At 72.1% G+C, this 19,740-nt stretch carries 18 protein-coding genes; 4 read left to right on the forward strand and 14 right to left on the reverse strand.

What is annotated here, in order from left to right; translation table 11 throughout:
* Positions 1-4 precede the first annotated feature (4 nt).
* Positions 5-655, reverse strand: a complete 651-nt coding sequence (locus VFC33_02300; protein ID HZR12059.1) for an alpha-ketoglutarate-dependent dioxygenase AlkB — start codon at positions 653-655, stop codon at positions 5-7.
* A 333-nt stretch (positions 656-988) separates the two neighbouring features.
* On the opposite strand from VFC33_02300, the gene VFC33_02305 reads away from it, so the two are divergent.
* Entirely contained in the window at positions 989-1,321 is a 333-nt protein-coding gene (locus VFC33_02305) for a hypothetical protein (GenBank protein ID HZR12060.1), read from the forward strand.
* 7 nt (positions 1,322-1,328) lie between these two features.
* Here the strand turns inward: VFC33_02305 and VFC33_02310 are convergent, their stop codons facing one another.
* Genes VFC33_02310 through VFC33_02320 form a run of 3 tightly spaced genes read right to left on the reverse strand, consistent with a single transcriptional unit; the run spans position 1,329 to position 3,455 of the window.
* Positions 1,329-1,736, reverse strand: a complete 408-nt coding sequence (locus VFC33_02310; protein HZR12061.1) for a VOC family protein — start codon at positions 1,734-1,736, stop codon at positions 1,329-1,331.
* Positions 1,733-2,683, reverse strand: coding sequence for an LLM class flavin-dependent oxidoreductase (locus tag VFC33_02315; GenBank protein ID HZR12062.1), 951 nt, complete (start codon positions 2,681-2,683; stop codon positions 1,733-1,735). The genes VFC33_02310 and VFC33_02315 overlap by 4 nt, the downstream gene beginning before the upstream one ends.
* A 13-nt stretch (positions 2,684-2,696) precedes the next feature.
* The gene (locus VFC33_02320; protein ID HZR12063.1) at positions 2,697-3,455 is read right to left on the reverse strand and encodes an SDR family oxidoreductase; all 759 of its coding nucleotides are present in this window, start codon (positions 3,453-3,455) and stop codon (positions 2,697-2,699) included.
* A 238-nt stretch (positions 3,456-3,693) separates the two neighbouring features.
* On the opposite strand from VFC33_02320, the gene VFC33_02325 reads away from it, so the two are divergent.
* Entirely contained in the window at positions 3,694-4,752 is a 1,059-nt protein-coding gene (locus tag VFC33_02325; protein HZR12064.1) for a DUF222 domain-containing protein, read from the forward strand.
* A gap of 12 nt (positions 4,753-4,764) precedes the next feature.
* On the opposite strand, the gene VFC33_02330 is transcribed toward VFC33_02325, so the two are convergent.
* The 3 genes from VFC33_02330 to VFC33_02340 all read right to left on the reverse strand — a co-directional run bounded on the left by VFC33_02330 (position 4,765) and on the right by VFC33_02340 (position 6,373).
* A complete protein-coding gene (locus tag VFC33_02330; protein HZR12065.1) occupies positions 4,765-5,295 on the reverse strand; it encodes an SDR family oxidoreductase in 531 nt (176 codons plus the stop codon).
* A gap of 80 nt (positions 5,296-5,375) precedes the next feature.
* Positions 5,376-5,747: an HAD family hydrolase gene (locus VFC33_02335; GenBank protein HZR12066.1), complete on the reverse strand. Its 372-nt coding sequence runs from the start codon at positions 5,745-5,747 to the stop codon at positions 5,376-5,378.
* An 11-nt stretch (positions 5,748-5,758) separates the two neighbouring features.
* Complete coding sequence (locus tag VFC33_02340) at positions 5,759-6,373, reverse strand: TetR family transcriptional regulator C-terminal domain-containing protein (protein ID HZR12067.1); 615 nt, start codon at positions 6,371-6,373, stop codon at positions 5,759-5,761.
* Positions 6,374-6,459: 86 nt separating this feature from the next.
* Here VFC33_02340 and VFC33_02345 point away from each other — a divergent pair, with 86 nt between their 5' ends.
* Positions 6,460-8,040, forward strand: a complete 1,581-nt coding sequence (locus VFC33_02345; GenBank protein HZR12068.1) for an MFS transporter — start codon at positions 6,460-6,462, stop codon at positions 8,038-8,040.
* A gap of 21 nt (positions 8,041-8,061) precedes the next feature.
* On the opposite strand, the gene VFC33_02350 is transcribed toward VFC33_02345, so the two are convergent.
* The 4 genes from VFC33_02350 to VFC33_02365 all read right to left on the reverse strand — a co-directional run bounded on the left by VFC33_02350 (position 8,062) and on the right by VFC33_02365 (position 12,804).
* Entirely contained in the window at positions 8,062-9,711 is a 1,650-nt protein-coding gene (locus VFC33_02350) for an acyl-CoA synthetase (protein ID HZR12069.1), read from the reverse strand.
* Positions 9,708-10,826, reverse strand: a complete 1,119-nt coding sequence (locus VFC33_02355) for a nitronate monooxygenase family protein (GenBank protein HZR12070.1) — start codon at positions 10,824-10,826, stop codon at positions 9,708-9,710. The genes VFC33_02350 and VFC33_02355 overlap by 4 nt, the downstream gene beginning before the upstream one ends.
* A gap of 152 nt (positions 10,827-10,978) precedes the next feature.
* Positions 10,979-12,499 carry a hypothetical protein gene (locus VFC33_02360; protein HZR12071.1) on the reverse strand — a complete coding sequence of 507 codons (1,521 nt, stop codon included), beginning with the start codon at positions 12,497-12,499 and terminating at the stop codon, positions 10,979-10,981.
* Positions 12,500-12,504: 5 nt separating this feature from the next.
* The gene (locus VFC33_02365) at positions 12,505-12,804 is read right to left on the reverse strand and encodes a hypothetical protein (GenBank protein HZR12072.1); all 300 of its coding nucleotides are present in this window, start codon (positions 12,802-12,804) and stop codon (positions 12,505-12,507) included.
* 41 nt (positions 12,805-12,845) lie between these two features.
* On the opposite strand from VFC33_02365, the gene add reads away from it, so the two are divergent.
* Entirely contained in the window at positions 12,846-13,823 is a 978-nt protein-coding gene (add, locus tag VFC33_02370; GenBank protein HZR12073.1) for an adenosine deaminase, read from the forward strand.
* Positions 13,824-13,832: 9 nt separating this feature from the next.
* Here the strand turns inward: add and typA are convergent, their stop codons facing one another.
* From typA to VFC33_02385, 3 genes are all read right to left on the reverse strand, one after another.
* A complete protein-coding gene (gene typA, locus VFC33_02375; GenBank protein ID HZR12074.1) occupies positions 13,833-15,665 on the reverse strand; it encodes a translational GTPase TypA in 1,833 nt (610 codons plus the stop codon).
* Positions 15,666-15,713: 48 nt separating this feature from the next.
* Entirely contained in the window at positions 15,714-17,300 is a 1,587-nt protein-coding gene (locus VFC33_02380; GenBank protein ID HZR12075.1) for an ATP-dependent DNA ligase, read from the reverse strand.
* A gap of 68 nt (positions 17,301-17,368) precedes the next feature.
* Positions 17,369-19,639: an arylsulfatase gene (locus tag VFC33_02385; GenBank protein ID HZR12076.1), complete on the reverse strand. Its 2,271-nt coding sequence runs from the start codon at positions 19,637-19,639 to the stop codon at positions 17,369-17,371.
* Positions 19,640-19,740: the final 101 nt, after the last annotated feature.

Here is a 19,740-nt window from a genome sequence, read left to right on the forward strand (position 1 = left end):
GTTCCTACGCGAAGTTGCGCGGGGCGCGGTACGAGCCCCCCACCTCGGGACGGCCGCGCCGCGACGTCCACCGCCACTGCACCGAGACGCGGCCGCCGATCGGCACGTCGACCTTCGGCACCGCGTGCTCCCAGTCGGCCTGGCACCGTCCGCCCATCACCAGCAGGTCGCCCGGACCGGGCGCGAAGTCGTGCGTGGCGCCACCGTCGGGCGCGATCCACTTGTCGCGCCGGGTGCGCGGTCGCAGGAGCCACGGCCGGCGCTGCCCGAACGTCAGGATCGCGATGACGGTGTCCTCGCAGAAGCGCAACTCGCGGTCGCGATGGAACGCGACGCTGTCACGGCCGTTGCGGTACCAGATGACGGACGCGCCGTCGAACGTGACGCCGTAGCGCGACTGCAGCGCGCGCTGCGCGTCGCGGAGGACCGGGTGAGGCAGCGTCGCAGTCGTGAACCACGCGCCGACGCGCGGCTCCTCGACCCAGCGCTCGTACCGCCACAACCGCGACGTCTTGAACTCGACCCGCTCGACGAGGTCCTCATAGATCGGTCCCGGGCTCGCGACCCACCCGCGCGTGACGTCGACCCAGGAGCGCTCGTCGAGACGGTGGCGCTCGACGGGTGCGACGGACGTCAGCAGCGGGACCGCGGGCACGACGTCACGTTACCGGGGGTCCCGTTACGGAGCCGAGCACATTTCGGATGGCGCTCGACGCGCGTTTGACGCGCGTATGGAGCAACGGTCATCGCGGTCTCATGTTGCGCGATCGCGACATCCGCGCGCGGCTGTCGTCCGTAACGCCTCCTTCGGAACGTCCGCGACGAACGGAGCGAGAGCGACGATGACGATCACGCGCAACGACCAGCGACTCGAGCGTGGGTTCGACGACACCGTCCTGCGAGCAGCGGGCACCATCGGCCTGTTCGGGACCGCGCTGATCCACTTCCTCGACACTTCTCGAAGTTCTCGGAGACGCCGTACCTCGGAGTGCTGTACGCAGTGCTCATCACGGTGTGCGTCGGGACTGCGCTCGCGCTCGTCGCCCGCGGGTCGCGCGTCGTGTGGAGCGTCGCCGGGAGCGTCGCCGCCGCGACGATCGTCGGCTACGTCCTCTCGCGCAGCACCGGCCTCCCGTCGTCGACGGACGACATCGGCAACTGGCGCGAGCCCCTCGGCCTCGCGTCCCTGTTCGTCGAAGGCGGCGTCGTCGTGCTGAGCGGGTTCGCGCTCGCGGTGATGCGGCCCGTCCGCGTGCGGTCGCGCTCGCGCCGCGCGCAGCAACTCCCGATGGAGCGGCGCGTCGGCGCGCTCAACGGATAGTTGCTCGTCACGCGCCGTCCGAGCGTTCGACGAGCTCGATCGCGTTGCCGTCGGGGTCCTCGACGATCGCCAGGCGCAGCCCGGGACGCAACGCGGTCAGGGGAAGCTGCGTGCGCGCGCCCGCCGCCTCGCAGCGCGCCACGACGGCGTCGAGGTCGTCGACGTCGACGGTGATCCAGCGGACCCCGGTCGCGTCGGCGAATGCCCCGCGCGGCGCGCGAGCGCGGGGCGTGTCGCCCGTCTCGAGCAGCTTCAGGACCGCGTCACCGACCGCGAACAGATGGAGCGAGCGTCCTTCGAGGGCGGGTCGCGTCCCCTCGTAGGGCAGCCCGAGCGCGTCGCGGTAGAACGCGAGCGACGCGCCGAGGTCGGACGGGACGATCCCGACCTGCAGGCGGCCGGCGCGCACGGTCACGGGACCCCCTCGATCCGGTCGCGCACCAGCGGGACGACCTCCTCGCCGAGCCGGGCGATCTGGGTGCGGGCCGCGTCGGGAGCGACGCCGGGCACGTGGACACGCATGTTGAGCGCGTCCGCTCGGGCCTCGCGCATCGCGGTCGCGAGATCGTCGGCGAGCTCCGCGGCGTCGGTCCTGCACACGAAGCCGTTGTCACGCCAGTGCTGTTGCGCGGCCGCGGGGGAGTAGCTGCGGTAGACCTCGAGCTGGCGGTCGAACGCGTCGCGCGGCGGGTTACCGAGCCAGACGCGCCGGATGAGCACGCGACGCCCGTCGCCGCCGGCCGAGAGGTACTCGCCCGACAGCGTCCCGAGACGATCGGTCGCGGTCGCGCCGTCGAACAGGATCCCGGCACCTGCGCGCGCCGCGCGCCGGACCGCGGGCGCGCTCATCGCGGTGCTGACGACGGGGACGGGCGCGCGGGCGCACGCGGCGAGCGCGCGGTCGTGCTCGAGCTCACCCAGGTCGTGACCGCGCAGCATCGCGGCAAGGCGCGGGAGGCCCGCGCGGAAGCGGGTCATGTTCTCGTCGAAGGGGACGTCCATGACGTCGAAGTCGAGGCGGAGCGCGCCCGGCGCGACACCGACCGCGACGCGCCCGGGGAAGCGCGCCGCGAGCCACGCAACCTCCTCGGCGAGGAGCGCGACGGGTCGCACCGGCAGGAGCATGGGGCAGGGGGCGGCCCATCCGTCCGGCATCGCGTCGAGCAGCCAGCCGCACATCTGCAGCGGGTTCGGCAGGTACCCGGCGAAGCCCCCGTGGTGCTCGCTCGTCATGACGCCGTCGAACCCGGACTCCACCGCGAGACGCGCCTGCGTGCGGAGCTCGTCGACGATCGCGGGCGCGCCGAGCTCGTTGTGCGGGTACAGCCGCATCGAGACGGAAGCGGGTGCGAGCGCGGTCATGGACGTCCCTCGTTCACAGGCTCGTGAGGCGGCCGCCGCTGACCACGAGCGTCTGCCCCGTGACGTAGCGGGCGTCGTCGCTGCACAGGAACACGGCCGCCGGCCCGATGTCCCGTTCCGGGTCACCGAAGCGGCCGAGCGGGACGAGACGCGTGAGGCGTTCCTCCATCGCAGGGTCGTGCGCGAACGCGTTCGCGAGCGCGGGTGTCGTGGCGAGGGGCGCGAGACCGTTGACGCGGATGCCGTCGGGACCCCACTCCCGCGCCAGGCTCTTCACGAACGCGCGTTGCGCGCCCTTCACCGCCGCGTAGAACGGCAGGTTGTGCGAGCCGTTGATGCCCGCGGGCGAGGTGAGGACGAGCATGGCACCGCCCCGGTCTCGCAGCGGCCCGTACGCCGCGGCCGCGCAGTGGTACGCGCCGGTGATCGACACCGACGCGTGCTCGCCCCACAGCTCGAGCGGCGCGGTCGCGACGTCGTGTGGCTCGCTCGACCGCACGCTGACCGCGTTGTGGATCATCGCGTCGAGCCCGCCGTAGTGGTCGACCGCCGTGGCGACCGCCTGCTCGACGTCGTCGCGACGCGTGACGTCGCAACGCGCGAAGCACGCGTCGGCGTTGCGCGCGCGGATCTCGTCGACGACGGTCTCGCCACCGGCGACGTCACGCGCGGTGACGACCACGCGGGCGCCTCGCGCGGCGAAGGCGAGCGCGAGCCCACGCCCGATGCCGCGGTTCGCGCCGGTGATCAGCACCACTCGTCCCCGCTGCACGGCGGGACAGCATGGCGCGTCCGTCTCGGTGGCATGGGACGCTTCGCTTGACAGAGCGAACATGTGTTCGATACCCTAGCCGTATGTTCGACCAGGGCAGGGTCGGGCATTCGCGGGATGGTGAGGTCTCCGACGAGGCGGCGGGCTTCGAGCAGTCGGAGCTGTTGGCACGTCTCCGCGAGTGCTCGACGGAGGAGTTGAAGGTCGCGTTCGGGCAGTTGACGCGTTGGAGAACGCGGTGCGTGTCCAGCGCCTGCACGTGCTCGCGGTGCTCGACGAACGTGACGCGGGCGCGGACGACGGTGCGCTCGACATGGAGGGTTGGGTTGCGGCGCAGTCGTTGGTGACGCGCCCACACGCGGTGCAGCAGGTCGCGACGGCGCGCGCGTTGAAGGATCTGCCGCGCGTCGCGGAGGTCGCGGCGCGCGGCGAGCTCTCGTGGGATCAGTTGGTGCCGCTCGCCCAGATCGCGAACGCGGAGAGCGACGGCTGGTGGGCGGAGCACGGGCGTGGGTACTCGCCGGCGCAGCTCGGCTACCGGGCCGGGCTGCGGCGCAGGGCGCGTGAGGCCGACGACGTGGAGCGTCAGCGGCAGCGGTCGTTGGTGTGGTGGTTCGATCAGCGGATCAAGATGCTGCGCCTCAAGGGCCGGCTCACGCCGGAGCAGGGTGAGCAGCTGACCCGCGCGCTGGAGCGGATCGTGGAGCGCGATCCGGTCGGCCCGGACGGGTCGGTGGAGTCGTGGGAGGCCCGGTACGCGGACGCGCTGGCCGAGCTCGCGGGCGTGAACCTGGCGGCCGACAGCGACACCGATCGTGCGTGTGTGGTGGTCCGTATGGAACACGACACGGCGTCGGGGTTCGTCGGGGACCACGACGCCCCGATCTCGCCGGAGGTGTGTCGCCGCCTGCGCTGTGACGCGTGGATCCAGCTGCTGATCCGGGACGCGTTCGGCAACCCCGTCGCGTTGAGCGCGCGCCGCCGCACGGTGTCACCGGCGTTGGGCCGCATCCTGCGTCACCGGGATCGGACGTGCCGGTTCCCCGGCTGCACGCGCACCTGGGGACTCCAGGCCCATCACATGGTGCACTACGAGCACGGCGGGCCGACCGAGGCCGCCAACCTGCTCATGGTCTGCCCGCGCCATCACCGCTGGGTGCACGAGCACGGCTGGCGCGTGCGCGGCGACCCGAACCGCGCGGACGGGCTCGTGTTCCGACGACCCGACGGGCGCATCTACGCGCCCGGCCCACCACCGCTCGACCCGACCACCCGCGACCGCATCTTCGCCGCGTGACGCGGCGCGCGGTCAGGGAGTCATGAGCGCGCCCCCGTCGACGGCGAACGTCCCGCCGGTCATCACGCGCGCCGCAGGATCGGCGAGGAGCGCGACGACCGCGGCGACGGCATCGGCGTCGTAGGCGGGCGCGTCGAGCACGGGGTCCGTGCGCAGCGCGTCGGTGCCGTCGAGTGGCGACGAGACCAGCGCGTCGAGACGTGGCGCGACGACGAGCACGGTGATGCCGTCCGCGGCCCACTGCCGCGCGGCCGACTTGGCGAGCAGGCGTTGCGTCTCGACGGCGGTCGTGTACGGGACGAGCCCGGCTGCACCTTCCTGCGACACGCTCGGTGCGACGAGCACGACCGTCCCGCGTGACGACACGACCAACGGGTGCACGCGTTGCAACCATGCCACGAACCCGGCGATCGGATCCTCGCAGCGCCGGCGCCACGTCTCCTCGTCCGTGTCGCGCAACAGCTGGACCGCCAGCGTGTCGACGTCGACGGCCGCGTACACGGCGACATCGACGGGTGCGTCGAACGCCTCGACCACGTCCATACCGCGCGCCCGCAACGTACGGGCGACTGCTGCGCCGACGGTCGCGTCCGCGCCGGTGACGAGCGCGCGTCTCGCGCCCGTCACATGATCCATCCCGGCGAACCGGGCTCGGGAAGACCCACGACGTCGAAGAACTCGAAGCCCGCATCGAGCGCGAAGTGCTCGTCGACGACGGTGTCCCCGATGTGGACGTAGCGGTCGGCGGGGAACCGCCGGCGGACCTCGCCGAGATGGTGCTTCCCGCCCACGAACGCGACGTCCACACCGTGACGCGACCAGAGCGCGGCCTGCTCGGTGCGCGTTCTGTCCGACGCCGACCCGACGACGTGACCCAGCGCGGCGAGCGCGCGCACGAGGTCGACGGCGACGGGCCCGGCCGGGTCACCGAAGACCATCGTGCCATCGATGTCGAAGCTGACGACGAGGCGCGGCGACGACCGACCGGGTGGCACGGCGGGGGAGGCTACCGGGCGGCCGCGCGTGACGGACGCGGGCGCGGCGCCGGCGGCTCCTCGAGCACCTGTCGCATCACCTTGCCCGCCGCGAGCAGCGGCTCGGGGCTCCGTTGCGACCGGGCCAGCATCAACGCGCCCTCGAACGTCGCCATCACGGTCGACGCGAGTTCGCGCGCGCGAGCGCGGGTGGACCCGTGCTCGCGCAGCGAGGCCGCGATCGCGTCGATCCACGACGCGAACGCCTCGTCGCACGCGGCCCGGACGATCTCCGACGACGTCGAGGCGTCGAGCGACGGCGTTCCCACCACGCAGCCGCGCGCGTAGTCGGCGTCCTCGAGCGCCTGGGCGGTTCGCCGGAACAGCGCGTCGATCGCGTGGGCCGGTGACGCCTCCGACAGCTCGACCGCGAACGCGGCCGCCCGCTCGCGACCCGCGTCGCGCACGGCGGTCGCGATGACCTCGTCCTTGCCGCCGGGGAAGTGGAAGTAGATCGATCCGTACGGCGCGCGAGCGGTCTCGCTGAGCTCCTTCAGACCGGTGCCTTCGTAGCCGTGGGCGGACAGCAGACGGCGCGCGGCGCGGACGATCCGCTCCTTCGTCGGCCGTTCCTCGGTTCGTGCCACGCGCCACATCGTACCCGAATTCGGTTGACTAGAAAGATCGTTCTAGCGAGTATTTGCCGGTGAGGCGGACGACGGGAGGAACGTCAATGGACCGAGACCTCGTGCACGAGCGGCGGTGGCTGATCCTGCCGGTGCTGTGCCTCAGCATCCTCATCGTCGTCGTGGACAACACCGTCGTGAACGTCGCGTTGCCGTCGCTGTCGCGCGAGCTCCACGCCACGACCACCCAGCTGCAGTGGATCGTCGACGCGTACAGCCTCGTGTTCGCGGGCCTGCTCATCGCGGCGGGGAACCTCGGTGACCGTCTCGGCCGGAAGCGGATGCTCGAGCTCGGTCTCGTGTGGTTCGGCGCGATGTCGGCGGCCGCCGCGGTCGCGCCGAGCGCGCCGTTGCTGATCGCCGCGCGGGCCGCGATGGGGATCGGCGCCGCGCTCGTCTTCCCGGCGACGCTCGCGATCCTCACCAACGTCTTCACCGATCCCGTCGAGCGGGGACGGGCGATCGGCATCTGGGCCGCTGTGACCGGGCTCGCGGTCGCGATCGGACCGGTCACCGGCGGCTTCCTGCTCCAGCACTTCTGGTGGGGCTCCGTGTTCTTCGTCAACGTGCCGATCGTCGCCACCGCGATCGTCCTCGGACGCCTGTTCGTCCCGGACTCGCGCGACGAGCGCGCCGGTCGGTTCGACCCGGTCGCGCTCGTGCTGTCCGTGGCCGGCGTCGGGTTGCTCGTGTGGACCGTCATCGACGCGCCACGCCGCGGATGGACGGCGACGACGTCGCTCGCGGGCTTCGCCGGCGCCGCGCTGCTGCTCGCGCTGTTCGTCGTGTGGGAGCGTCGCCGTCCCGACCCGATGCTCGACGTCGGCATCTTCTCCAACATGCGGTTCACCGCGGCCAGCGTCTCGATCACCGTCGCGTACTTCGCGCTCTACGGCTTCATCTTCGTGCTGACGCAGTACTTCCAGTTCGTGCGCGGCTACTCGGCGCTCGGGACGGGTCTTCGCGAGCTGCCGTTCGCGCTCACCGCCGGGCTCACCGCGCCCGTCGCTCCGCGGCTGGCGGAACGCTTCGGCACCAAGCTCGTGGTCGCGGGCGGGCTCGCCGCGATGGCCGCCGGCTTTGCCGTCGCTGCGACGTTCGACACCGGCACCGCGTACTGGGGTCCGATCGTGGGGTCGATGATCCTGCTCGCCGTCGGTCTCACGATGACCACGGCACCCGCGACCGAGTCGATCATGGGATCGCTCCCGCTCGCGAAGGCAGGTGCGGGCTCCGCCGTCAACGACACGACGCGCCAGCTCGGCGGCACGCTCGGCGTCGCCGCGCTGGGATCGGTGTTCAGCTCCGCGTACGCCGCGCGACTCACGTCGCGACTGCACGCCGTCGCCCTTCCGCCGGCCGCGGTCCACGCCGCACGCGAGTCGGTCGCGAGCGCGCTCGCGACCGCGGCGCACGCCCCCGGAACGATCGGCGCCGCGATCGCGGACGCGGCGCGCGACGCGTTCGTCACCGGGTTCGGGGCGGCATCGCTCGTCGCGGTCGTCGCGGCCGCGGCCGGCATCGCGCTGACGTTGCGCTACCTGCCCGCGCGTGCGGCGCAGCCTGCGGGCGAGGCGGTAGCCGAGCCGGACGTGCTCGGCCTGGTCGACGACGAGACCGCTGCGTGACGCGCCGAGGCTGGTGCGCGCCTACGCGCCCGATGCGTCGCGCGCCGTCTGCGCGGCCCAGCGGTAGTCGGCCTTGCCCGCAGGCGAGCGACGGATCTCGTCGAGGAACAGCCACGCCTTCGGCAGCTTGTAGCGGGCGACGTGCTCCGACGCGTGCCGCTCGAGCTCGTCCTGCGTGGCAGTGCGACCGTCGGCGAGCTGCACCAGCGCGACCACCTCGTTGCCCCAACGCTCGCTCGGACGGCCGACGCAGATCACGTCGCGCACGGCCGGGTGGCCGGCGATCGCCTGCTCGACCTCCTCGGCGAAGATCTTCTCGCCGCCCGAGTTGATCGTCACGGCATCGCGGCCGAGCAGCTCGATCTGGCCGTCGGGCAGCCAGATCGCGCGGTCGCCCGGCACCGCGTACCGCACGCCGTCGATCACCGGGAACGTCCGCTTCGTCTTCGCCTCGTCGTGCAGGTACCCGAGCGGGACGTGTCCCGTCTGCGCGAGCCAACCCATGCCCTCGTGACCGGGTTCGAGCAGCCGCGTGAGGTCCTCGCTGACGACCACGGCGCCCGGACCGGGCACGAACGTCCCCGTGCTGACGCCGTCCTTGGTCGACAGGTGCGTCGCCTGGGCGCCCGTCTCCGAGGAGCCGACCGAGTCGGACACGAACAGGTTCGGCAGCAGGTCGAGCAGGCGCTGCTTCAACGCGGGATTGAGCGGTGCGCCGCCGTTGCCGAACCCGACGAGCGAGCTGACGTCGTAGTCGCCGCGCTCGAGCTCGTCGATGAGCGGCCGGGCGAACGCGTCGCCGACGACCGTGACGGACTGCACGCGCTCACGTGCGACGGTGCTCCACACGTCGGCCGGGTCGAGACGGCGCGTGTTGTCCTGGATGACGATCGTGCCGCCACCCGTCATGCAGATGAACGCAGCCCACTGCGACGCGCCGTGCATGAACGGCGGCGTCGGCGTCATCCGCAGACCGAAGCTGTCCCGCGCGGCCTGCGCGATCTCGTCGTAGCTCGTGAGCTCCTGCCACGTACCGATCTGCCGGCCGCCCATCGCGGCCATGAAGATGTCGTCCTGACGCCACGCGACGCCCTTGGGCATGCCGGTCGTCCCGCCCGTGTAGAGCAGGTACAGGTCGTCCGGCGACGCGGCGACGGGAGGGAGCTCCGGCTCAACGGACGCGAGCGCGTCCTCGTAGTCGACCGCGCCGGGCAGCAGTGCCTCGCCCGACTCGTCCGCGACCTGCAACAGCACCGCGACGTCGGGCAGACCGGGGAGGACGTCGGCGAGCAACGGCGCGAACGACGCGTGGTACACGATCGCATGCGGGCGCCCGTCCGCGAACAGGTAGCGCAGCTCCTCCGCGACGTAGCGGTAGTTCACGTTGAACGGCGCGACGCGCGCCTTGAACGCGCCGAGCATCCCCTCCAGGTACTCGTTGCCGTTGTAGAGGTAGAGCGCGAGATGGTCCTGACCGGACTCCCACCCGTGCAGCGCGCCGCGCTCGGTGTGCGCGCCGAGCCCGGCTCGGTGGAGGTACGTCGCGAGACGGCGTGAGCGCTCCGTCACGTCGCGGTACGTGAGGCGCCGGTCGCGCCACACGATGCACTCGCGGTCGGGGACCGCGGCCGCGACGGTCTCGTGGACCCGGCCGATGTTGAACTCGGTCATGCGTTGAGCGAGTCGAGACGCTCCACGGCTTCGACGTAGCCCTCGACGAGGTCGAGCACGACGTCGCGGGCCTTGCGGACCTGGTTCATCTGGCCGACGACCTGACCGACCGGGTTGAACAGCACGTCGCGGGCTTTCTCGGGGTACGCGCTCGCGCGGCTCACGCACTCGCCCGACACCATGTACTGCAACGGCATCGGCAGCGGGTCGGGCGTGTCGGGGCGCTCCCACGCGTCGGTCCAGTCGTTGCGCAGCATTCGTGCCGGCTTGCCGGTGAACGACCGCGACCGCACGGTGTCCCGGCTCGTCGCGTCGAGCAGCTGCTGCTTCTGGACCGGGGACAGCGCCGACTCCTCGCACGTCAACCACAGCGAGCCCGTCCAGACGCCCTGCGCGCCGAGCGCGAGCGCGGCCGCCACCTGCTCGCCGCTGCCGATCCCGCCCGCCGCGAGCATCGGCGTCGGCGCGACCGCCTTCGCGACCTGGGGCCACAGCACGATCGAGCCCACCTCGCCCGTGTGGCCGCCCGCCTCGCCGCCCTGCGCGACGACGATGTCGATGCCGGCCTCGACGTGGCGGCGGGCCTGGTCCGGCGAGCCGCACAGCGCGGCGATGGTGCGGCCGCTGCGCTTGATCTCGTCCACGATGTCGGCCGGTGGCGTGCCGAGCGCGTTGGCGACGAGCCGGACCTTGTCGTGGTTCAACGCGACGTCGACCTGGGGCGCGGCGGTCGCCGCGGTCCAGCCGAGCAGGCGCAGGCTGCCGCTCTCGCCCTCGGGCAGCTCGGGGACGCCGTGCTGGGCGAGGATGTCCTTGGCGAATTGGAGGTGACCGGCGGGGACCATCTCGCGCAGCTGCTGCGTCAGCTTCTGCGGGTCGCTCTCGCCCATGCCCTCGTACTTGCCGGGGATGACGACGTCCACGCCGTACGGGTGGTCGCCGACGTGCTCGTCGATCCACTGGAGCTCGATCTCGAGCTGGTCGGGGTCGAACCCGACCGCGCCGAGCACCCCGAACCCGCCCGCGTTGCTGACGGCGGCGACCACGTCGCGGCAGTGGGTGAACGCGAAGATCGGGAACTCGATGCCGAGCCGGTCGCAGATCTCGGTGTGCATGCGGAAGCGCTCCTGCTCTCTGGCCGCGCTCGCGAGGCTCGCCGCTCCTGCGGGCTCGCTGCGCACCCTCCGGGCTGCTCCGCTCGCCGCCGCGTTGTCCGATCAGCAGGCGTGCGGAGGACCTGATGGTATGTCAGAGCCCGGCGGCCGGGTCAGGCGACGCTCAGGCAGCCGTTGCAGCTCCCCGCGCTGCCGTAGGTCGCGCCCAGGCCGCCCGGGTTGGCGACGACGACGGTGAGCGAGCCCGGCGTCGCGTCGTTCGCGACGGTGATCGGGACCTGCAACGTCGTGGCGTTCACGTACGTCGTCGCGCCGAGCGTCACGCCCGAGGCCACGACGTAGACGGTCGCGCCGCTCACGAACCCGCTTCCCGTCACCTTCAGGACGACGTTCGTCGAGCCGCGCGCGACCGATGGCGGGCTCACGCCGGTCACGGTCGGGACCGGTGCCATCGTCTGCTCGAAGACCTGCGGAAGGGACGACGGCCCGGGCGCCGCGTACGCGAAGTACTGCGACCACCGGGTCATGAACACCGGAGAGCCGGTCGTCACCGTCCGCACGTTGCCCGACGCGTCGGTGCTCGTCACGAGACGTGCACCGGTCGGCACGCGATAGACCGCGGCGACGGGCGACGTCGCCGCGGACGGGCCGCTCGCCTGGATCGCGATCGTGAGGCCGTCGTTGCTCAGCGCGCCGCCCGTCGCAAAGGGATCGCCCGCGTCGACCGCGGTCGTCGTAGCGGCGACGAGATCGCGCACGTACACGCCGGCGGCACCGCTCGGGTCGTACGCGACGATCTTCCCGTCGTGGTCGAGCGACGTCGCGACGCTGCCGTGTGCGAGCGCGTGTCCCGTCGTGTCGACGCCGACGAAGCTCGGGACCGCGCATGATCCTGTCGGCGCGACATACGCGTTCGGCGCGCCGTTGCCGGGATTCACCGCGAAGTTCGTCGACGTCGACGTGAACGCGACCGTCGTGCCGTCGTCGCTGAGGTGCGGTCCGGTGCTCGTGCCGTTGCCGGCCACACCACCGCCCGCACACGACGACGTGCTCACGACACGAGTCGTGCCGGACTGCATGTCGCGGACGTACACCTGGTGCCCGGAGACGCCGGGCACGATGTCGTCGGCCGTCGACTCGAACGCGATGAACCGACTGTCGCTGCTGATCGAGGGGTGCGTGCTCGCGCCGTCGGTCGGTCCACCGCCGCTCGCCACGCTCACGAGCGACGTCACCTTCGTCGTCATGTTGCGCACGAACACGTCGGTCGTGCCGTTCGTGTCGCCCGCGACGAGGTTGCTCGCGTCCGATTCGAAGACGACCTCGCCGCCGCAGCAGTCGATCGACGGGTTGCGGCTCGCGCCGTTCGCCTGGGATCCGTCGGGTGCGACGCTCACGCGCTCGACGTGGTCGTTCGTCGTGCCGACCTTGAACACGTCGGTGACGCCGTTCGTGTCGCCCGGGACGAGGTTCGTCGCGTCCGACTGGAACACGACGTAGTTGCCGGCGAGGTCGAGGACGGGGTTCGTGCTCGGCGCGTCGCCGTCGGCAGCCGTGCCGACCGCGTGGCTCGCCTGCTTGATCCAGACGCACCCGCCGAGCGCGACGACGGTAACGAGCGCGACGGCGAGCGCGGTGAACGACGCTCGCCCCGGCCCCCTGCCCGTCTGCACGCTCGTCAGTCCTGGTCCCGCCGGAGGATGACCACCGACCGGTCCGGGTGGTCGGGATCGAGCAGGAGCCGGACGCGCTTGTCGTCCGGACGCGTGGGCGCCTCGCTGACGATCGCGACCTCCTCCTTCTTCTCCGGCTCGAAGACGTCGCGCAGCCCGAGCATCCCCGCCGCCAGCACCGATCCCACCGCGCTCCGCCGGAACCGGTCGACCGGTCGCTCGTACGGTTCGGCGCCCGCGGCGGGCGCGTCCAGGTCCACCGGCTCGACGTGCTCGTCGCGGTGCTCGCCGCGATCGTCGGTCACGTCACCAGGCTACGCCGCGGCGACGGCGGTACGTTCTCGGGATGCGCGATCTCGCCGCGCTCCCGAAGGCCCACCTCCACGTCCATCTCGACGCGTGCATGCGGATGTCGACGCTGCGGGAGCTCGCGGCGCGTGACGGCGTCGCCGTGCCGGACGTCTCGGGATACGGGGACTTCTCGAAGTTCGCGGGTGTCTACCTCGCGGCGTGCGACGTCGTCCGCAGCGACGACGACCTCCGCCGCCTGGTCCGGGAGACGATCGAGGACGCCGCCGCGCACGGTGCGACGTGGATCGAGCCGCAGTTCTACCCGCCCGATCATCGCGAGCGGCTCGGGCCCGTCGAGCACCAGGTCGAGGTCGTCCTCGACGAGGCCGCCGTCGCGGGCGCGCGCCTGGGTGTCGGTCTCGGGTTGGTGCTCGTCGCGGACCGCACGCGCGCCACGACCGTGGCCGTCGCGCAGGCGCAGCTCGCGGCGCGCTACGCGGGGCGCGGGGTGGTCGCGTTCGGGCTCGCGAACGACGAGACCCACTTCCCGCCCGAGCCGTTCGCGGACGCGTTCGCGATCGCGCGCGACGCCGGGTTGCTCTCGGTGCCGCACGCCGGTGAGCTCGCCGGGCCGGCGAGCGTCGTCGGCGCGCTCGACGCGCTCCGCGCCGATCGCATCGGGCACGGTGTGCGCGCTCTGGAGGACGGCGCGCTCGTGCAGCGGCTCGCGGACAGCGGCGTGTGCTGCGACGTGTGCCCGACGTCGAACGTGATGCTCTCGATCGTGCCGTCGCTCGCCGCGCACCCCCTCGGCGTCCTGCTCGATGCCGGAGTGCGGTGCAGCGTCGGCGCGGACGACCCGCTGCTCTTCGACACGGACGTCCTGCGCGAGTACGAGCTGTGCCGTGACGTGCTCGGCTTCGACGACGAGCGGCTCGCCGCGGTCGCGCGCACGTCGTTCGAGGCGAGCGCCGCCCCGGCCGACGTCGTGAAGGACGCGATCACGCGCATCGACGCCTGGCTCGCGTCGTGAGCGCCTGCGTCAGTCGCGCGGCTGCTTGCGCGAGTGACGGAGCCGGCCGCGCTGCGACGCGTCGAGCACGACCTTGCGCAGCCGGACGCTCGCAGGCGTGATCTCGACGCACTCGTCGTCGGCGATGAACTCCAGCGCCTGCTCCAGCGACATCGTGCGCGGCGGCGTGAGCCGCACGAGCTCCTCCGCGGTCGACGACCGCATGTTCGTGAGCTTGCGCTCCTTCGTCGGGTTGACGTCCATGTCCTCGGCGCGCGCGTTCTCGCCCACGACCATCCCCTCGTACACCTCCACGCCCGGGCCCACGAGCAGCTCGCCCCGCTCCTGGAGGTTGAGCAACGCGTAGGTCGTGGTCACGCCCCGGCGGTCCGCGACGAGCGACCCGGCCCGCCTCGTGCGCAGCTCGCCCGTCCACGGCTCGTAGCCCTCGAACACGTGGTGCAGGATCCCGGTCCCGCGCGTCTCGGTGAGGAACTCGGTGCGGAACCCGATGAGGCCGCGCGCCGGCACGACGTACTCCATCCGGACCCAGCCGGTGCCGTGGTTCACCATCTGCTCCATGCGCCCCTTGCGCAGCGCGAGCAGCTGCGTGACGACACCGAGGTAGTCCTCGGGCACGTCGATCGCGACGCGCTCGACCGGCTCGTGCAGCTTCCCGTCGATGTCGCGCGTGACGACCTGCGGCTTGCCCACTGTGAGCTCGAAGCCCTCCCGGCGCATCGTCTCCACGAGCACCGCGAGCTGGAGCTCGCCGCGACCCTGGACCTCCCACGCGTCCGGCCGTTCCGTCGGCAGCACGCGCAGCGAGACGTTGCCGACGAGCTCTGCGTCGAGGCGGCTCTTCACGAGTCGCGCCGTCAGCTTCGTGCCCTCGGCACCGGCGAGCGGCGAGGTGTTGATCCCGATGGTCATCGCGAGGCTCGGCTCGTCGATCGTGATGACGGGGAGCGGGCGTGCGTCGTCGGGGTCGGCGAGCGTCTCGCCGATCGTCACGCCCGGGAGCCCGGCGATCGCGACGACCTCGCCGGGACCCGCCGCGGCCGCGTCGACGCGCTCCAGGGCCTCGCTCACGTACAGCTCGGTGACGCGCACACGCTCGACGGAGCCGTCGGCCCGGCACCACGCGACGGTCTGCCCCTTGTTGATCGTGCCGTGCCTGATCCGGCAGATCGCGAGCCGCCCGACGTACGGCGACGCGTCCAGGTTCGTGACGAGCGCCTGGAGCGGGTGCGACTCGTCGTACGTCGGCGCCGGGATGTGGTCGACCAGGAGCTCGAACAGCGGCTTCAGATCGGTGCCCGCGGTGTCCGGGTCGACCGACGCCCAACCCGCGCGCGCATTCGTGTAGACGATCGGGAAGTCGATCTGGTCCTCACGTGCGTCGAGGTCGAGGAACAGCTCGTACGTCTCGTCGACGACCTCCGCGACGCGGGCGTCGGGCCGGTCGACCTTGTTGACGACGAGGATGACGGGCAGGCGTGCCTCGAGCGCCTTGCGCAGCACGAAGCGCGTCTGGGGGAGCGGTCCTTCGCTCGCGTCGACGAGCAGCAGGACGCCGTCGACCATCGTGAGCCCGCGTTCGACCTCGCCGCCGAAGTCCGCGTGGCCGGGCGTGTCGACGATGTTGATCTTCACGCCCGCGTAGCGCACCGCGGTGTTCTTGGCGAGGATCGTGATGCCCTTCTCGCGCTCGAGGTCGTTCGAGTCGAGGACGCGCTCGGCAACGTCCTGGTTGGCGCGGAACGCGCCCGTCTGCCAGAGCATGGCGTCGACGAGGGTGGTCTTGCCGTGGTCGACGTGGGCGACGATCGCCACGTTGCGCAGGTCGGCGCGCGCGGGCATGCGGGAAGAAGCCTTTCGGAGGGGGGCCTCCCAGTGTACGGGGTGCTCTCAGAGCATCGACCGCACGGTGTCGATGGTGTCGGCGTCGGCGGGGGAGCGGTCCGGCCGGTACCGCTTCACGCGCGCGAAGCGGAGCGCGACACCGCCGGAGTAGCGCGGCGAGACCTGCACACCGTCGAGCGCGATCTCGACGACGAGCTCGGGTCGCACGTGCACGGTGATCCCTTCCTCCGCGACCGCGAGCTCTTGGAGCCGCTCGGTCTGCCACTGGAGCAGCTCGTCGGTCAGACCCTTGAACGTCTTGCCCACCATCACGAAGCCGCCGTCGGGGTCGCGCGCCCCGAGGTGGAGGTTCGACAGCCAGCCGCGCCGGCGTCCATGCCCCCACTCCGCCGCGAGCACGACGAGCTCGAGCGTCCGGACCGGCTTGACCTTGCGCCACGACCCGCCGCGGCGCCCGGCGTCGTACGGCGACACGAGTGACTTCACCATCACACCCTCGTGGCCGGCCGCGAGCGCGTCGTCGAGCATGCGCGACGCGACAACCGGGTCGTCGGTGGTGACGGCCGGGATGCGGTGTGCGCCCGCGATCCGCTCCAGCACCGCGGCGCGCTCGCGCAGCTCGGTGTCGAGGAGGTCGGTGCCGTCGACGCGCAGCACGTCGAAGAACCACGCCCGCAGCGCGCGGCCGTCGGGGTCGATGGTGCGCTGCGAGGTGGAGCCCTGGCCGGACGGCCGGGAGGGCGGAGCCGAGCGAGCCGTCGACATCGTGTCGGCGCTGAAGCGGCGCATCGTGTCCTGGAAGCGGTCCGGCCGCGCGTCGTCACCGTCGCCCTCTTGCGACACGCCGATCGCCTCACCGTCGAGCACGACGTCGTCGACGGGCATCGCGCGCACGACGTCGGCCACCCCGGGCAGGCGCGGTGTGATGTCGTTGAGGTTGCGAGTGAAGACGCGCACGTCGTCGCCGTGGCGGTGCACCTGGATGCGCGCGCCGTCGAGCTTCCACTCGACCGACGCGGGACCCGTCTGGTCCAGCGCGTCCTCGACCGTCTCGGCGGAACCGGCGAGCATCGGGAGGACGGGTCGCAGCACCTCGAGGTGGACGTCGTCGAGCGCGGCCGCGCCCCCTTCGAGCGCGAGCCGCGCGGTGACGCGCAGGTCCCCCGTCAGCATCGCGGCACGCCGCACGCGCGCCGCAGGAGCGTGTGTGGCCTTCGCGATCGCGTCCGCCATGATCCCCTCGAGCGCGCCTTGGCGGAGCTCGCCGACGAACAGGCGGCGCAGGAAGTCGGTCTCTGCGTGCGTCGCGCGCGCGAGCACGCCGGTGATGATCCCGCGCCGCGCGGCGACCGAGCCGGGCCCGGTGGCGCCCAGGATGCGGTCGATCGCCGTGTCGACGTCGAGCACCGTGAGCGCCGGGTCCGTCGCGGGCGGCACGTCGATCGACGTGATCGTCCGCCACCCGACGCCGACGCGACCCTGCCGGGGGTCCCCCACGAGGAACCCGACCGCGGGCACGACCTCGTCCGGGTGCAGCCCGCGCAGCATCGCCGCGATCGTGTCGGTCTTCGCGGTGCGCGACCGCGTGGCCGCGACCGCACTCGACGCGGCGACGAGGTCGGCGAACAGCATGCGGCGTCACCCTGTCATTCCGTGAAGCGTCAACCACACACCAGGTGCATGAGGCTTCACAGAACGGGTCACTGCGTCGTGATCGCGATCTCGGCTTCGGCCTGCGGGTCGACGAACGCGGGACCGTCGACGTCGACGCGGACGCCGCCGTGGATCACGCCGGTGAACGTGAAGGGCGCCTCGTAGTCGTCGACGACGGGCAGCTCGCCGCTGTAGCCGCACGTGAGGCCGGCGCCGGTGAGCGAGAACCGGTTCGGCGTGAAGTGCGGGATGTCACCGGTCGCGACGACCGCCCCGTCGACGAGCAACGACCCGACGCCGCGCGCCTCGCCCGTCTTCTCGAACCGGAACTGCAACCGGTGTCGGCCGGGCGGCAACGGGTCCGCGGCCTCGACACGATGGAGCTCGCGCGCGGCGAGGTTGTGCGCGTACCGCAACCGCCCGTCGAGCACGTACCACGTCCACCCGCCGAGGAACGATCCCTGTGCGAGCAGCACGCCCTCGATGCGACCGTCGGCGGGTACGTCGACGTCCGCGGTGAGGACGTGCGTGCGGTTCTTCACGTTCACGGCCGCGGCCTCGGGCACCATCGACGAGCCGGACCGGTAGAGGTACGACGGCCGGGCCGGAACGGCGTGGGGGCGGTCGAGCACGAACGCCGAGATCGGACGGTTGTCGAGCGGCAGCACCTGGTACTTCGCGGCCTCGACCCACCACCGCTCGACGAGCTCCTGCACGACGTCCGGGTGCTCGGCCGCGAGGTCGTGGCACTCGGACGGGTCGTCGGTGACGCGGTACAGCTCCCACGGCGCCTGGTCGATCGCGGGGTCGCCGAACTGGATCGGCACGAACGTCACGGCCTTCCAGCCGCCGTGGTAGAGCGCGCGGCAACCGAACATCTCGTAGTACTGCGTCTCGTGACGGTCGGGCGCGTCGCCGTCGCGCAACGTCGCCGCGAAGCTGACCCCTTCGATCGGGCGTTGGGTGACGCCGCGGATCGTGTCGGGCGCGTCGATGCCGGCCACGTCGAGCACGGTCGGCACGAAGTCGATCGCGTGCACGTACTGCCGGCGCGTCTCACCGCGCCCGCCGATCCCGTTCGGCCAGTGCACGAGCAACGGATCGGCGACACCGCCCTCGTGCACCTCGCGCTTCCACCGGCGGAACGGTGTGTTGCCCGCGACGGTCCAGCCCCACGGATAGTTGTTGTGGCAGCGAGGGCCGCCGATCTCGTCGATGCGCGCGAGCGCCTCGTCCACGGTGTGCGCGACGCCGTTCCAGATCCGCACGTCGTTCAGCGACCCGACGGGCCCGCCCTCGCTGCTCGCGCCGTTGTCGGACAGGACGACGAGCAACGTGTCGTCGAGGTCGCCCGTCTCGCGGAGGAAGTCGACGAGCCGGCCGACCTGCGCGTCCGTGTGCGACAGGTAGCCGGCGAACGCCTCCATGTAGCGCGCGTACAGCCGTTGCTCGTCGCGCGACAGCGCGTCCCAGGCGGGCACCCACTCCGGTCGCGGTGACAGCTCGGTCCCGGCCGGGAGCACTCCCAGCTCGACCTGCCGCGCCAGCGTGTGCTCGCGCCACGCGTCCCAACCCTCGTCGAAGCGACCGCGGTAGTGCTCGACCCACTCGGCCGGCGACTGATGGGGCGAGTGGCACGCGCCCGTCGCGAAGTAGAGGAAGAAGGGCTTCTCGGTGTCCACCGCGCGCAGGTCGGCGACGAGACCGATCGCCTCGTCGACGAGGTCCTCGGTCAGGTGGTAGCCGTCCTGCCAGCGGCGCGGTTGACGGGCCTGGTGGTTGTCGCGGATCAGCGCGGGCGCGAACTGGTGCGTCTCGCCGCTGAAGAAGCCGTAGAAGCGCTCGAACCCGCGACCGAGCGGCCACCGGTCACGGGGCGCGGCGAGGTTGCACTCGTCCTCGGGGGTGAGGTGCCACTTGCCGACGGCCCACGTCGCGTAACCGTGCTCCCGCAGGATCTCCGACAGGAAGCCGTTCTCGCGCGGGATCTGCGTGTTGTAGCCCGGGAACCCGCTGGCGAGCTCGATGACACGGCCCATGCCGTTCGAGTGGTGGTTGCGACCCGTCAGGAGGCACGAGCGAGTCGGTGAGCACAGCGCGGTCGTGTGGAAGTTCGCGTAGCGCAGCCCGTCGCGCGCGAGCGCGTCGAACGAGGGCGTCTCGATGTCCGACCCGAAGCAGCCGAGCTGCGCGAAGCCGACGTCGTCGAGCACGACGAGCACGACGTTGGGTGCGCCGCGCGGCGCGCGCACCGGTTCGGGCCACCACGGTTGCGACTCCCAGTGGTACCGCCCGATGACGCCCCGGAACTGCTGCATGGTCAAGGCTCCCGCGCCGCGTGATCTGCGGCGCGGGAGCCTAAAGGCGAGCGGCCGCGAGGCGGGTATCCCGCCGAGCAGCGAGCCGGGGCCCCGGGAGC

The sequence above is a fragment of the Acidimicrobiia bacterium genome (assembly GCA_035651955.1).
Lineage (GTDB): Bacteria > Actinomycetota > Acidimicrobiia > IMCC26256 > JAMXLJ01 > JAMXLJ01.

Bases quoted from the DNA above. Each gene is read 5' to 3' on its own strand.
- VFC33_02315 (HZR12062.1), bottom strand. From the start codon at position 2,683: ATGACCGCGCTCGCACCCGCTTCCGTCTCGATGCGGCTGTACCCGCAC.
- VFC33_02330 (HZR12065.1), bottom strand. From the start codon at position 5,295: ATGGACGTGGTCGAGGCGTTCGACGCACCCGTCGATGTCGCCGTGTAC.
- VFC33_02345 (HZR12068.1), top strand. From the start codon at position 6,460: ATGGACCGAGACCTCGTGCACGAGCGGCGGTGGCTGATCCTGCCGGTG.
- VFC33_02350 (HZR12069.1), bottom strand. From the start codon at position 9,711: ATGACCGAGTTCAACATCGGCCGGGTCCACGAGACCGTCGCGGCCGCG.
- VFC33_02355 (HZR12070.1), bottom strand. From the start codon at position 10,826: ATGCACACCGAGATCTGCGACCGGCTCGGCATCGAGTTCCCGATCTTC.
- add (HZR12073.1), top strand. From the start codon at position 12,846: ATGCGCGATCTCGCCGCGCTCCCGAAGGCCCACCTCCACGTCCATCTC.
- typA (HZR12074.1), bottom strand. From the start codon at position 15,665: ATGCCCGCGCGCGCCGACCTGCGCAACGTGGCGATCGTCGCCCACGTC.
- VFC33_02380 (HZR12075.1), bottom strand. From the start codon at position 17,300: ATGCTGTTCGCCGACCTCGTCGCCGCGTCGAGTGCGGTCGCGGCCACG.
- VFC33_02385 (HZR12076.1), bottom strand. From the start codon at position 19,639: ATGCAGCAGTTCCGGGGCGTCATCGGGCGGTACCACTGGGAGTCGCAA.